Origin of the sequence: Gabonibacter massiliensis, assembly GCA_001487125.1 — a bacterium.
In the GTDB taxonomy this organism is placed as follows: Bacteria; Bacteroidota; Bacteroidia; order Bacteroidales; family Marinifilaceae; genus Gabonibacter; species Gabonibacter massiliensis.
The window spans coordinates 2,154,940-2,168,264 of record LN913013.1; the positions used below are offsets into that span (position 1 = coordinate 2,154,940).

Below are 13,325 nucleotides of genomic sequence, written 5' to 3' on the forward strand. Positions count from 1 at the left end.
AATTAAAAACACAGAACCATGATAATGCATAAAGTTACAACTTTAAATCAATTTATCGTTGAAAGACAGGCCGAAATACCCGGGGCTACCGGTGAATTTTCAAGACTTTTGCACCATATAGGAATTGCTGCAAAAAAAGTACATAGAGAAGTAAATAAAGCCGGATTAGTGGATATTCTGGGAAAGGTCGGTAGTATGAATGTGCAGGGGGAGGATCAGCAGAAGCTGGATGTATATGCCGATACGACCTTTATGGATGAATTGCGTGCAAGTGGTGAGTGCTGTGGTGTAGCAACGGAAGAGAATCAGGATATCGTTATTTTTGAAGAGGGATTATGCCGGGATGCCAAATACATTATCTGTATGGACCCTTTGGACGGTTCTTCCAATATCGATGTAAATGTGTCGGTAGGGACTATTTTTTCTATTTACAAAAGGAAATCTCCTTTAGGAGAACCTCCTATGATTGAGGATTTCTTGCAACCGGGAACGGAACAGATTGCGGCCGGTTATGTTATTTACGGATCTTCAACCATGATGGTGTATAGTTCCGGAAATGGAGTGAACGGTTTCACGCTGGATACTTCTATCGGGGAGTTTTGTTTGTCTCATCCGAATATGCAAACACCGGAAAGCGGGAAAATTTATTCTATCAATGAAGGGAACTACGTGAATTTTCCAGTCGGAGTGAAGAAATTTATCAAATATTGTCAGGAAAAAGACGATGCGACGAAACGTCCGTATACCTCCCGTTATATCGGTTCTTTAGTAGCTGATTTTCATAGAAATATGTTGAAGGGAGGCATTTTCTTGTACCCGCAAACGAGTTCTCATCCGACGGGGAAATTAAGACTGTTGTACGAGTGTAACCCGATTGCTTTTATCGCGGAACAGTCGGGAGGAATGGCGATAGACGGTGAAAGAAGGATATTGGAAATTCAGCCGGAAGCCATACATCAAAGAGTGCCTTTGTATACCGGATCAAAGAATATGGTATTGAAGGCTCGGGAGTTTCTGACATTTTTTAATCATATCTAAAAATTGTAATAGATTCGAATGGATGATCCTTAAAGAATCATCCATTCGGTTTTAAAGATAAATAGCACTATTTTTATGGTAACAAAACAATTAATAGATCCGAAAAGCATCGTTGTTGTCGGCGGATCGGATGATATTCATAAACCGGGAGGCGCTGTCTTGAGAAATCTACAGGATGGAAACTTCAAAGGAGAGCTTTATGTGGTAAATCCTAAAATGGATGAAGTACAGGGGGTTAAATCTTATAAGGATGTGAGGGATCTTCCTGTGGTGGATTGTGCGATTTTGGCTATTGCCGCCAAATATTGTCCTGCTGCCGTAGAAGTATTGGCAAAACAGAAAAATACCCGGGCTTTTATCATTTTGTCCGCCGGTTTTCATGAAGAGAACGAAGAGGGAGCGAAATTGGAAAAACAGATTGTTGATACCATCGATTCCGTGGGGGGTGCGTTGATCGGGCCGAATTGTATCGGTGTATTGACGAATCATTATAGTGGAGTTTTCACCCAACCGATTCCTAAATTGGATCCTCGAGGGGTAGATTTGATTTCCGGTTCAGGGGCAACGGCTTTGTTTATTATGGATACGGGAATGCAGAAAGGTATTAAATTTAATAGTACCTATTCTGTGGGTAATTCCGCTCAAATGGGTATAGAGGAGATTTTAGAATATATGGACGAATCTTTTGACCCGCAGACCAGCTCGCGGGTCAAATTACTGTACGTGGAGAGCATTGATAAACCTGAGAAATTGTTGAAACATGCTTCTTCATTGATTCGGAAAGGATGTCGTATTGCGGCTATTAAATCCGGCGGGTCTGCTGCCGGAAGCCGTGCCGCTTCTTCTCATACCGGTGCTATGGCCAGTCCTGATGTTGCCGTAGAGGCTTTATTTAAGAAGGCCGGTATCGTGCGTTGTAACGGTAGGGATGAGTTGATGACGGTTGCCGGAATATTTATGCATCCTGAGTTAAAAGGGAAAAATATGGCGGTCGTAACGCATGCCGGGGGACCGGCCGTGATGTTAACGGATGCACTTTCTAATGGGGGTATGGATGTTCCGCGTATCGAGGGCGAAAAGGCACGGGAACTGTTGGCGAAATTGTTCCCGGGCTCATCGGTAGGAAATCCGATCGATTTTCTGGCGACAGGTACGGCCGAACAATTAGGGTATATTCTGGACGCTTGTGATTGCGATTTCGATCAGGTTGACGGGATGGCTGTTATTTTCGGAAGTCCGGGATTATTTCCTGTTTTCGATGTATACGATGTGCTGAACGAGAAAATGAAGAGTAGCAAAAAGCCGATATTCCCCATCTTCCCTTCTTCCAAGATCGTGAAAGACGAGATAGATGCTTTCGTGGCCAAAGGGCGGGTCTATTTTCCGGACGAGGTTCTTTTCGGAAACGCGTTATGTAAGATCATGAAGACGCCTGCTCCTCAGCCTGAGCATTTTGAGATGCCTGATATGGACGTGAAGAAGATTCGGGAGGTCGTTGATCGGGCTTCCAATGGCTATTTGGCCCCTGAAGATATACATCGATTGTTGGATGCGGCAGGTGTTGCCCGCGCGAAGGAGGGTGTTTCCGATAAAGAAGAGGAGATTGTGAAACTGGCCAAAGAGATCGGATTCCCCTTGGTAATGAAGGTTGTAGGTCCGGTACATAAATCCGACGTGGGAGGAGTGGTGCTTAACGTGAAAGACGAAGAGACCGTTCGACGTGAATTTAAGCGGATGATGCAGATTAAGGATACCTATGCGATCATGCTTGCCCAACAATTGCGCGGGACGGAGGTGTTTATCGGTGCCAAACGCGACGATAAATTCGGCCATATGGTGCTTTGCGGTTTGGGTGGTATTTTTATTGAAGTATTGAAAGATGTGAATGCCGGATTGGCTCCTATCTCGAAGAAGGAAGCACAGACTATGATACAGGGTTTGAAATCCTATAAGATTATTCAGGGTGTCCGTGGACAAGAGCCGGTAAATGAAGATAAATTTGCCGAAACGGTTATGCGGATATCTGCATTGGTTAAAGTGGCACCCGAAATTTTTGAGATGGACCTGAATCCGTTGTTAGGGAATAAAGAAGGGGTTGTGGCCGTGGATGCCCGTATCCGGATCGAAAAGTAAGTTCTTTTTGAAGCCTGGTAAAATTTACAGGACAGGAAAAGAGAATGATCATCGTATTAGGAGTATTGCTTATGGCGGTACTCCTAAGTTTTGGTTGCGTTGGCCGGGCATTCGGAAGGGGGGCTGCCCTTTTTTGGAAAAAGAGAGCTCTTCCGACTCCGTGAGAGAAAAGAGAGCGGATTGATCTTAATAACTGAATATAATTTATATAGGGTTTTGTTTGGTGGGTACGAAACCATTATGGAGTAAAATGAAAAAGAAAGACATTATTTTTATAGGGTGCGTGGTCATTTGTTTACTTCCCTTTTTCGTATCGGAAGACGTATACTCTTTTTATAAGACGTTCAATGCGGAGCATGGTATGATCATGAGTTTTCTGAAGTTTGCGATTTTATCGACTTTAGGAGAGTGTATAGGATTGAGGATCAGCGCAGGCGTGTATAATCGAAAAGGTTTCGGGATATTGCCTCGGGCTTTTGTATGGGGTATATTGGGTATGGGTATAAGTATGGCGATGACGATATTTGCCAATGGTGTGCCTGCTTTTCTGACGACGATGGGAATGACCGATGCGATGAGCGTTATGGGTGCTTCTCTCTCGTGGCCAAAGGTGTTTGTGGCTTTTTGCATATCCGTGGCAATGAATACTATTTTTGCTCCTGTGTTTATGACTCTGCACAAAATAACGGATACTCATATTATCAATAACGGAGGAACTTTACGCGGATTTTTTACTCCCATTCCCATGGGAGAGATCATGGCCAATTTAAATTGGCGGGTACAATGGAATTTTGTGTTTAAAAAGACGATACCCTTTTTCTGGTATCCCGCTCATACCATAACTTTTTTGTTGCCGGGAGACATGCGCGTGCTTTTTGCTGCTTTGTTGGGTGTCGCCTTAGGGGTTCTGTTGGCCATAGCGACGCATAAAAAGTAAAGTCCTGTTAAACCTTTCATATTTTCCATCGTATAGTTTAAGGAACAAAGCATTTACTTAAACAAAAAGATATGGAAAGAAAAGATACAGGAAAAAGCAGTAAGCAAAAAAGCACACAGAAAGAAAATGAGGCTTTACGTTTAACAGCGGATTTGGAAGGCAATTATCTGTTGGAAGAACGGGTTTCCGATTTGAAGTGGTTAGGGATATTTTATGCCCCGACAGGAGGAAGTGTACACCGTGTCGCTAAGATCTTAAAGCGAAAAATAGGTGCTAAGCGGGTGGAGATGTTTTATATTTCGGAGATTCCAGCGACGAGGTTGTTGGATTACAAGAACATCATCATCGTGTGTTCTTCTTTGGGGCGCAGTACTTGGGAACGGGAACAACGGGACCAGTGGGCCAAATTTTTTCCGGCCATGCGGAAGCTTTCTTTACGTGACCGCCGGGTGGCCTTGGTCGGTTTGGGAGATCACGTAACCTATCCTGCTAATTTTGTAGACGGCATGGGGTACATGGCCGAGTTGGTAACCCAATTAGGGGCTGAATTGGTCGGAAAAACTTCAACGGACGGGTATGTTTTCAGCGGTTCGGCAGCAATTGTGGATAATCTTTTTGTGGGCTTGCCTTTGGATGAAGATTACGAATCCGAAAAGACCGAACCCCGTTTGGATAAATGGCTCTCCTTGGTGTTGCCTGAATTTGAAGATATTTAATTATCATGGAGGATATTCGATACATGAATAGAGATTGCTCGTCATCGGCAGTCTCTTTTGTTTTTATGAAGTACGTTCCTATGCTATATGAGACAAGAAATGTATATGGATTCAGCGATTCGTTATCAATTTAATCGCGTAAAGGAAATTTGATTGAAAACGATAAAAATCCACGATAGAAAAATGGCTTCTGAATAGGCTGCCTTCGGGGGCGGGGGGAGAGGGGAAAGAGAGGTGTCGGGCCGGGAAAGTAAAAATAGCATTTGTGTTTGAATTTAATTTTTTTACTTCGATTAAATGACTATATTTGCACCGCCTATCGAGAATAGGCAGTAATTCAATTATTTAAATTTGACTAAATGGCAACTAAAATTAGATTAGCAAGACACGGTCGTAAAGGCAGACCATTCTATCATGTAGTGATAGCAGACAGTAGAGCTCCGCGTGACGGAAAATACATCGAAAGAATCGGTTCCTATAATCCGATGACCAATCCCGCTACGATCGATTTGAATTTCGAGAGAGCGTTATATTGGATGAATGTAGGAGCTCAACCGACAGATACGGTGAGAAGTATTCTTTCTTATGAAGGAGTTTTGTTGAAAAAACACTTGTTGGAAGGAGTGAAAAAAGGTGCTTTCGATGAGGCTGTTGCCGAAGCGAAGTTCGAAGCATGGAAGAAAGAGAAAGTAGCCAAGATCCAATCCAAGATCAATCGTTTGGCCGACGAGTCAGAAAGTGCTTACAAGGCACGTGTAGAAGCTGAAGCTAAAGTAAAAGAAGCTCGGGCAGAGTTGATCGCTAAAAAACAAGCTGAGATTGCTGCTGCCAAAGCAGAGGCTGAAGCCGCTGCCAGAGCAGAGGTCGAAACGGCTGCTACTGAGGCTGCGGAAGCTGCAGAGACGCAGGCAGAGACTGAAACTCCCGCTGCAGAATAAGGTTTGCGATGATCAAAAAGGAAGATTGTATAAAGATTGGTGAGGTTGGCAAAACGCATAGTTTGCAAGGTGCTGTTGTTGTTTATTCTGATAACGATCTTCTCGAACAATACAAGGAAGAACCGGTGTTTATTCTTTTGGAAGGAGCACCGGTTCCCTTTTTTATAGCCAAAGACGGATTGATGAAGAGAAATCATTCGTCCTATATCATCAAATTTGATTATGTCGATTCAAAGGCTCAGGCCGATCGTCTGACCGGGAAAGAGCTTTTGATGGATAAAGATTTAGTGGGGGAGGAAGAGGAGGAAGATTTACCTTTTGAACTTTCCGAATTAATAGGATTCTCCGTTCAGGATATACTTACGCGGGAATCCGGCGAAGTGGTCGATGTGGCCAATTATTCCGGTAATATGCTCTTGTCTATTCGAATCTTCTCGAAAGAGATTTTACTTCCGCTTTCCGAAAGATACGTGAAAGAAATTTCGGAAAACGAACAACTTCTTCGAGTGGAAATACCGGAAGAGATTAAAGAATTATACTAATTTTTTCGAAGCGATTGTTCCATTCTACGTTTCATTTGTCGAATATTGGATCTTAACGTTTGCATGATAGGTTTATTGTAAAATTATCTGTAGTTTATAATGAATTTATATTTTGGAAATTTTTTCCACATTTTATAAAATATCATATTATTGATATTCAGTGTTGTATATTAATATTATGGAAAACTTTTTATTGATGTTAGTAAAAATATTTTTCCAAGAAGTTTTTTTTATTTAGTTTTGTTTGATCGGAAGTGAATATAAAAAAAGACTTATTATATAAAATGGAAAAAACGACTACTCTGATTAAAAAGCAAAAGGAAACCGTGGAACAGAAAAAGGTTTATACGCAGGAAGAAGCTTACTCGAGCTCTCTTGATTATTTTAAGGGAGATGAATTGGCAGCGAGGGTCTGGGTTAGCAAATACGCTTTAAAAGACTCTTATGGGAATATCTTCGAGTTGAATCCGAACGATATGCATCGTCGGTTGGCATCTGAAATAGCCCGAATAGAAAGAAGATATTCGAATCCGTTAAGCGAGGAAGAAATCTTTGAGGTGTTGAAAGATTTCAAGTACATTGTACCTCAAGGCGGACCGATGACAGGTATTGGTAATGAGTTTCAGATTGCCTCTTTATCCAATTGCTTCGTTATCGGGAATGAAGGTCCTTCCGATTCTTATGGAGGAGTCATGAAGATTGATCAGGAACAGGTACAACTGATGAAACGAAGGGGAGGAGTAGGACACGATTTGTCTCATATCCGCCCGAAGGGATCGCCGGTTAAAAATTCGGCTTTAACTTCAACCGGAATCGTTCCTTTTATGGAGCGTTATTCCAACTCGACCCGGGAGGTGGCACAAGACGGCCGTCGGGGGGCTTTGATGTTGAGTGTATCTATCAATCATCCGGATTCGGAAAGTTTTATAGACGCTAAAATGACGGAAGGTAAAGTGACCGGAGCCAATATTTCCGTGAAGATTGACGATGAATTTATGCAGGCTGTCGTAGAAGAGCGGGAGTATGTTCAAAAATATCCGGTTTACTCCGAACACCCGAAAAATATAAAACAGATCAGTGCTGTTAAATTATGGAATAAAATCGTCTATAACGCCTGGAAGTCGGCTGAACCGGGTATTTTATTCTGGGATACGATTATTCGGGAGAGTGTACCCGATTGTTATGCCGAACTGGGTTATCGTACCGTTTCCACGAATCCTTGCGGTGAGATACCGTTATGTCCTTATGACTCTTGTCGGTTGTTGGCGATTAATCTCTATTCATACGTAAAAGATCCTTTTACTCCGGACGCTTCGTTTGACTATGAGCTGTTTGACAAACACGTGGGAATCGCTCAGCGTATCATGGACGATATTATCGATCTGGAATTGGAGAAAATAGATGCTATCCTGGATAAGATCGACAGCGATCCGGAGGAGGAAGAGGTGAAAGGTGTTGAAGTTCGGTTATGGCATAAAATTAAACAGAAAGCGAAAGAGGGAAGACGTACCGGAGTAGGCATTACGGCGGAAGGAGATATGTTGGCGGCATTGGGACTACGTTACGGAAGCGATGAGGCTATTGATTTCTCCGTGGATGTGCATAAAAGATTAGCGATTGCGGCGTACGGTTCTTCTGTCGATATGGCTCGCGAGAGAGGTGCTTTTAAGATTTTTGATGCCGAAAGAGAGAAAAATAATCCGTTTATCTTGCGTTTGAAGGAGGCTGCTCCCGAGATGTATGAAGAGATGCTAAAATACGGTCGGCGGAATATTGCCTGTCTCACGATTGCTCCCACGGGAACGACCAGTCTGATGACACAAACCACCTCCGGAATCGAACCGGTTTTTTTGCCGGTATATAAACGGAGAAGGAAAGTGAATCCTAACGATAAGGATGTACACATCGATTTCACGGATGAAACGGGAGATTGTTTCGAAGAGTTTATCGTGTTCCACCATAAATTTATGGTTTGGATGGAGAAAAACGGGTATGATATTCATAAACGTTATACCAACGAAGAGATTGATGCCATGGTGGCTGAATCTCCTTATTACAGGGCAACCTCCAATGATATTGACTGGGTCGCCAAGGTCCGGATGCAGGGACGTGTCCAGAAGTGGGTGGACCATTCGATCAGTGTAACCGTAAACTTACCGGCTGATGTGACGGAAGAGTTGGTAGGTCAACTTTACATTGAGGCATGGAAAAGTGGGTGTAAGGGATGTACGGTTTACCGGGACGGTTCTCGTTCGGGCGTGTTGGTAGCCAATAAAGAGAAAAAGCAGGAGACCGGAAGTATGCCTTCGAAGCGTCCGAAAGAGTTGGATGCAGAAATCGTTCGTTTCCAGAATAATAAAGAAAAATGGATTGCTTTTATCGGATTGTACGAGGGAAAACCCTATGAGATCTTTACGGGTATTGCCGACGACGAAGAGGGAATCATGCTGCCGAAAGCTGTGACGGACGGTAAGATCGTGAAAAATGTGGATGAGGATGGAAATAGCCGTTACGACTTCCAGTTTTCCAATAAACGGGGGTTTAAAACAACAGTGGAAGGATTATCCTATAAATTTAACAAAGAGTATTGGAACTATGCTAAACTGATCTCCGGCGTTTTGCGTTACGGAATGCCTATCACTCAGATCGTGGAGTTAGTAGCTGCCATGGAGTTTGATAATGAAAATATCAATACTTGGAAAAACGGAGTGGAACGCGCATTGAGGAAATTTATTCCGGATGGAACGGAGGCTACAGGGTCTGTTTGCGAAAATTGCGGTTCGAAATCGATTGTTTATCAAGAAGGATGCCTGATCTGCAAGGTTTGCGGATCCTCTAAGTGCGGTTGATGCTGTTATTTTTTTTGATATAAAAGTGAAAGAAGCTGTTCGATAAATGAATCCGGACAGCTTCTTTACTATTTTTTGTATTACTTTTGTGGTAAGGATTCTAAGTAATTAAGGGTTGATCATGAAGGTTCATTACGGTGTTGAAAATATAGAAATAAATCGTCCGGTTCTCACGATCGGTAGTTTTGATGGGGTGCATTTAGGGCATTTAAGTGTGATCGAGCATTTGAAAGAAAAAGCCCGGCAAATGGGAGGGGAGTCTGTGATCATAAGTTTTGAACCTCATCCGCGGGAGGTTCTTTATCCCATGGAAAAGAAACCGGGGATATTAACGACCTTACCGGAGAAGATTTCTATTTTAGAGCGTTGTGGCATTGATCACTTGATTATCCTTGAGTTTACCCGGGAGTTGTCCGAACTGTCTTATGCCGAATTCGTAGAGTTGATTTTAATCGGTAGGATCGGTATAAAAGCTCTGGTGGTGGGGTATGATCATCGATTTGGAAAAGATCGAACCGGGAATTTTGAAAATTTGCAGCAGCTGTCTCGAAAATATCATTTTTTACTGGAACAGGAAAAAGTGTTTGTGACGGAACACGTGAACGTAAGTTCTACGAAAATTCGTAATGCCTTGGCCATTGGAGACATCAGACAGGTGAATCTATTTTTGGGTTATCCTTATTCCGTTACGGGGGAGGTGATTGAAGGGCACCGGTTAGGGAGGAAATTAGGGTTCCCCACGGCTAATTTGCAGGTAGATAATGAACGGAAATTATTACCGGCGAATGGAGTATACGTCGTGCGCGTGAAAGTCGGCGAAGAGGTTTATCCCGGGATGTTAAATATAGGGATTCGTCCTACCGTCAGCAATGACGGAAGAACTTCTCTTGAGGTTCATCTGTTTGATTTTGCACGAGATATATACCGTCAGGTGTTAACAGTAGACTTTGTAGCCCGGCTTCGCGGGGAACAGAAATTTGACGGGGTGGATGAATTGAAGGAACAGTTGGAAAGGGATAAGAAGGAGGCTATCCGTTTATTGCAAGAGGGCCATTCCCGATAACTGTTTGCTTTTCAGGAATGGCCTATTGATAAAAATAGCAGTAATTTTTAGAACCTGTATTGTATCATCGTATTGATACGGTTTGCATTACCATACTCTTTGTTGAAGTCATTGCGACGTCCGTACACGTATTCTATACCGCAACTTCCATACTCTGAAAAATCCCAAAATAAATTGGCTGCGGCATATTGAGCGTATTTATATGATGTGCTTGGCATTCCGTATTGTTCCAGTACCCTGGCATAACTATACATGATGTTTGAGGAGAGTTTCTCATTCCATTGATGGGTGAAGCCGGCAAAGCCTCCCCAGGCGTTGAATGCTTTTAAACGGGAGTCGTCCGTCTCACTTGGAACCAGATCCAGACCTGTGCCGGAAAGATCCTGAATGTAGTTGGAAATGCCTTTTCCGTAAACCCCCTGGAAGTTGAAAGAGGTATTTTTTGCCAATTGCCAGATACCGCTTAAGGCAACTCCCCAACCGGTTACGATTTCGTCTTTATCTTTTGCCGTATTTTTATAGTACATGTTTCTTAGTATTCCTCCCGCCTGTAAGTGACTGCCGTCTTTGAATGTGTATTTTACAGTTAAAGGGATATCCGGAATTCTTTGATGAATATATTCTGTGAATTTGGCCTCCGTGTAAGAGGGTTCCACGTACTCTATGGCTAAAGAAGCTTGTAAGTTTTGCGTGAAATCGTAGGTATAACGGATTTGAGGTTGGCGTAATGCGATTTCGCTCGAAGGACCTTCTTCGTCTATCGTCGCGGGGCCTGCAGAGATATCGCAGAAAGTACTCCAGGTTTTACCGATCGTAAATCCTTTGAATTTAATAAAAGCTTGTCTTAAAATAGGAGTGTTGTTCTCCCCTTCAAATTCCATTTCCATATAGGTCACTAAACGACCGACCTCAGTATCTCCGACTAACTTGAAAAATAGACGGGATTGACCTATTGTAATGCCGTAACGTCCGCCTGCTTGTTGTCCTTTAAGAGCGATGGAATTCGTTGTGAAATAGTTATCGTTGGGAACTCCGTTAAAATCATATAATCCTTGCACCTGAACGAAGCCGCCTACACCGAAAACAAAATTTTTGTTTTTATTGAAAAAAACAAATCGCGGGGAGGCAGGATCATTGAAAGAGAGAGGAAAAGCTTCCTTCATCATTTTGTAAAAGTTATCCGCATCATTTTTGGCCGATACGGAAGTTACGTTGACCTGTGCGCGAGTTTCGGAATAGCTACCGCATATTACGGCGATCAACAATAGAAAAATCCATTTTCTCATAGCATTACAATTATTAGGTTATTATAAATTTCTAATAGAATATTATAGAGCTATATACGACGTGAAAAATTGAAAGTTGAGAGGGGGGGAGTTAAAAGAAACGAAGCCCGTAATATAAAAAGATAAAAGGACTCAAATTGTTTGTATTTTATAAAAAGGACGTTTATAAACCTTGGCGGAGGATGGAGACAAAAAAATCGCTATCCGATAAGACAGCGATTTTCAGTATATGGTTTTTTACAAATTTACAAGGTAATTTGATTTAATAATTGCTTTATATCTGTTTTGGCTTTCAGTATATCGAAGAGACGGTCGATGGCAACCCGCTCCTGTTCCATGGTATCCCGATAACGGATCGTAACGGCATTATCCTCTAATGTTTGATGATCGACGGTAATACAGAACGGAGTACCGATGGCGTCTTGCCGACGGTAACGTTTCCCGATAGAGTCTTTTTCGTCGTATTGACACCTGAAATCTAAGCGTAAAAGTTTCATGATCTCCTCTGCTTTTTCCGGCAGACCGTCTTTCTTCACTAATGGCATGACGGCTAATTTTATAGGTGCTAAGGCTGCCGGTAATTTGAGGACGACCCTGGAATCTTTCGAACCGTCTTCTTTACTGATCTCCTCTTCGTGATAAGCGGCCGAAAGGACTTGTAAAAACATCCGGTCTACTCCGATAGAGGTTTCGACCACGTAAGGAACGTAAGATTCATTTAATTCGGGGTCGAAGTATTGTATCTTTTTGCCTGAAAACTCCTGATGACGTTTTAAGTCGAAATCGGTACGGGAATGAATCCCTTCCACCTCTTTAAAGCCGAAGGGGAAACGGTATTCAATGTCTGTGGCTGCATTCGCGTAATGGGCTAATTTCTCGTGGTCGTGAAAACGATAATTTTCTGCACCGAAACCCAATGATTGATGCCAGCTCATCCGGGTTGTTTTCCATTTTTTAAACCACTCTAACTCGGAGCCCGGCCGTACAAAGAACTGCATTTCCATTTGTTCGAATTCCCGCATACGGAAGATGAATTGCCGTGCCACGATTTCATTCCGGAAGGCTTTTCCGATCTGGGCAATACCGAAAGGTATTTTCATCCTTCCGGTTTTTTGTACGTTTAAAAAGTTTACAAATATCCCCTGGGCTGTTTCCGGGCGAAGATAGATTTTACTTGCCCCTTCTGCCGTCGAACCCATTTCGGTAGAGAACATCAGATTGAATTGACGAACTTCCGTCCAGTTACAAGTCCCTGAAATAGGACATACGATTTTATTGTCAATGATGATTTGCCGTAATTCTGTCAGATCATTGTCATTTAGGGCTTTAGACATTCTTGCTGTCAATTCCTCTTTTTTTCGGAGAGTCTCCGATACTTGCGGATTGGTTTGTCTGAAGAGATGCTCGTCGAAACTCTCTCCAAATCTTTTTCTGGCTTTGGCAACGTCTTTTTCGATCTTGTCTTCGTACTTGGCAATATGCTCTTCGATTAATACATCCGCCCGGTATCTCTTTTTGGAATCTTTATTATCGATCAGAGGATCGTTGAAGGCATCTACATGCCCGGAAGCTTTCCATATGGTCGGATGCATAAAAATGGCAGAATCCAAACCTACTACGTTCTCGTGTAGCAATACCATAGAATCCCACCAGTATTTTTTTATGTTGTTTTTTAACTCCACACCGTATTGCCCGTAGTCGTATACAGCCCCTAACCCATCGTATATTTCGGAAGATGGAAACACATACCCGTATTCTTTACAATGTGCGACCAATTTTTTAAATACATCTTCTTGTGCCATATTATTTAAGAATTATGATTT

11 protein-coding genes are annotated in these 13,325 nt (G+C 42.5%); 9 read left to right on the forward strand and 2 right to left on the reverse strand.

Going from position 1 to position 13,325, the window contains the following annotated elements; translation table 11 throughout:
- Positions 1 to 18: 18 nt before the first annotated feature.
- The 9 genes from fbp (at position 19) to BN3283_RS13500 (ending at position 10,216) form a co-directional block, all read left to right on the forward strand.
- The gene (gene fbp / locus BN3283_RS13460) at positions 19 to 1,038 is read left to right on the forward strand and encodes a class 1 fructose-bisphosphatase (RefSeq protein WP_200889850.1); all 1,020 of its coding nucleotides are present in this window, start codon (positions 19 to 21) and stop codon (positions 1,036 to 1,038) included.
- Positions 1,039 to 1,113: 75 nt separating this feature from the next.
- A complete protein-coding gene (locus tag BN3283_RS13465) occupies positions 1,114 to 3,171 on the forward strand; it encodes an acetate--CoA ligase family protein (protein WP_059026990.1) in 2,058 nt (685 codons plus the stop codon).
- Positions 3,172 to 3,178: 7 nt separating this feature from the next.
- Positions 3,179 to 3,355: a hypothetical protein gene (locus tag BN3283_RS13470; RefSeq protein ID WP_154665531.1), complete on the forward strand. Its 177-nt coding sequence runs from the start codon at positions 3,179 to 3,181 to the stop codon at positions 3,353 to 3,355.
- A gap of 66 nt (positions 3,356 to 3,421) precedes the next feature.
- Positions 3,422 to 4,108, forward strand: a complete 687-nt coding sequence (locus tag BN3283_RS13475) for a hypothetical protein (protein ID WP_041503335.1) — start codon at positions 3,422 to 3,424, stop codon at positions 4,106 to 4,108.
- A gap of 71 nt (positions 4,109 to 4,179) precedes the next feature.
- On the forward strand, positions 4,180 to 4,824 hold the full coding sequence (locus BN3283_RS13480) for a flavodoxin domain-containing protein (protein ID WP_041503336.1): 645 nt from the start codon (positions 4,180 to 4,182) through the stop codon (positions 4,822 to 4,824).
- A gap of 359 nt (positions 4,825 to 5,183) precedes the next feature.
- Positions 5,184 to 5,762, forward strand: coding sequence for a 30S ribosomal protein S16 (locus BN3283_RS13485; RefSeq protein ID WP_059026994.1), 579 nt, complete (start codon positions 5,184 to 5,186; stop codon positions 5,760 to 5,762).
- Positions 5,763 to 5,770: 8 nt separating this feature from the next.
- Complete coding sequence (rimM, locus tag BN3283_RS13490; protein WP_059026996.1) at positions 5,771 to 6,304, forward strand: ribosome maturation factor RimM; 534 nt, start codon at positions 5,771 to 5,773, stop codon at positions 6,302 to 6,304.
- A gap of 284 nt (positions 6,305 to 6,588) precedes the next feature.
- Positions 6,589 to 9,153, forward strand: a complete 2,565-nt coding sequence (locus BN3283_RS13495; protein ID WP_059026998.1) for an adenosylcobalamin-dependent ribonucleoside-diphosphate reductase — start codon at positions 6,589 to 6,591, stop codon at positions 9,151 to 9,153.
- Positions 9,154 to 9,274: 121 nt separating this feature from the next.
- Entirely contained in the window at positions 9,275 to 10,216 is a 942-nt protein-coding gene (locus BN3283_RS13500; protein WP_059027000.1) for a bifunctional riboflavin kinase/FAD synthetase, read from the forward strand.
- Positions 10,217 to 10,263: 47 nt separating this feature from the next.
- Here the strand turns inward: BN3283_RS13500 and BN3283_RS13505 are convergent, their stop codons facing one another.
- Both BN3283_RS13505 and BN3283_RS13510 read right to left on the reverse strand, forming a co-directional pair.
- A complete protein-coding gene (locus tag BN3283_RS13505; RefSeq protein ID WP_041503340.1) occupies positions 10,264 to 11,502 on the reverse strand; it encodes a DcaP family trimeric outer membrane transporter in 1,239 nt (412 codons plus the stop codon).
- Between the two features lie 245 nt (positions 11,503 to 11,747).
- Positions 11,748 to 13,304 carry a glycine--tRNA ligase gene (locus tag BN3283_RS13510; RefSeq protein ID WP_059027002.1) on the reverse strand — a complete coding sequence of 519 codons (1,557 nt, stop codon included), beginning with the start codon at positions 13,302 to 13,304 and terminating at the stop codon, positions 11,748 to 11,750.
- Positions 13,305 to 13,325: the final 21 nt, after the last annotated feature.

Coding starts and splice junctions, on each gene's coding strand:
- BN3283_RS13510 (WP_059027002.1), bottom strand. CDS start 13,304: ATGGCACAAGAAGATGTATTTAAAAAATTGGTCGCACATTGTAAAGAA.
- BN3283_RS13505 (WP_041503340.1), bottom strand. CDS start 11,502: ATGAGAAAATGGATTTTTCTATTGTTGATCGCCGTAATATGCGGTAGC.
- rimM (WP_059026996.1), top strand. CDS start 5,771: ATGATCAAAAAGGAAGATTGTATAAAGATTGGTGAGGTTGGCAAAACG.
- BN3283_RS13495 (WP_059026998.1), top strand. CDS start 6,589: ATGGAAAAAACGACTACTCTGATTAAAAAGCAAAAGGAAACCGTGGAA.
- BN3283_RS13475 (WP_041503335.1), top strand. CDS start 3,422: ATGAAAAAGAAAGACATTATTTTTATAGGGTGCGTGGTCATTTGTTTA.
- BN3283_RS13480 (WP_041503336.1), top strand. CDS start 4,180: ATGGAAAGAAAAGATACAGGAAAAAGCAGTAAGCAAAAAAGCACACAG.
- BN3283_RS13465 (WP_059026990.1), top strand. CDS start 1,114: ATGGTAACAAAACAATTAATAGATCCGAAAAGCATCGTTGTTGTCGGC.
- fbp (WP_200889850.1), top strand. CDS start 19: ATGATAATGCATAAAGTTACAACTTTAAATCAATTTATCGTTGAAAGA.
- BN3283_RS13500 (WP_059027000.1), top strand. CDS start 9,275: ATGAAGGTTCATTACGGTGTTGAAAATATAGAAATAAATCGTCCGGTT.
- BN3283_RS13485 (WP_059026994.1), top strand. CDS start 5,184: ATGGCAACTAAAATTAGATTAGCAAGACACGGTCGTAAAGGCAGACCA.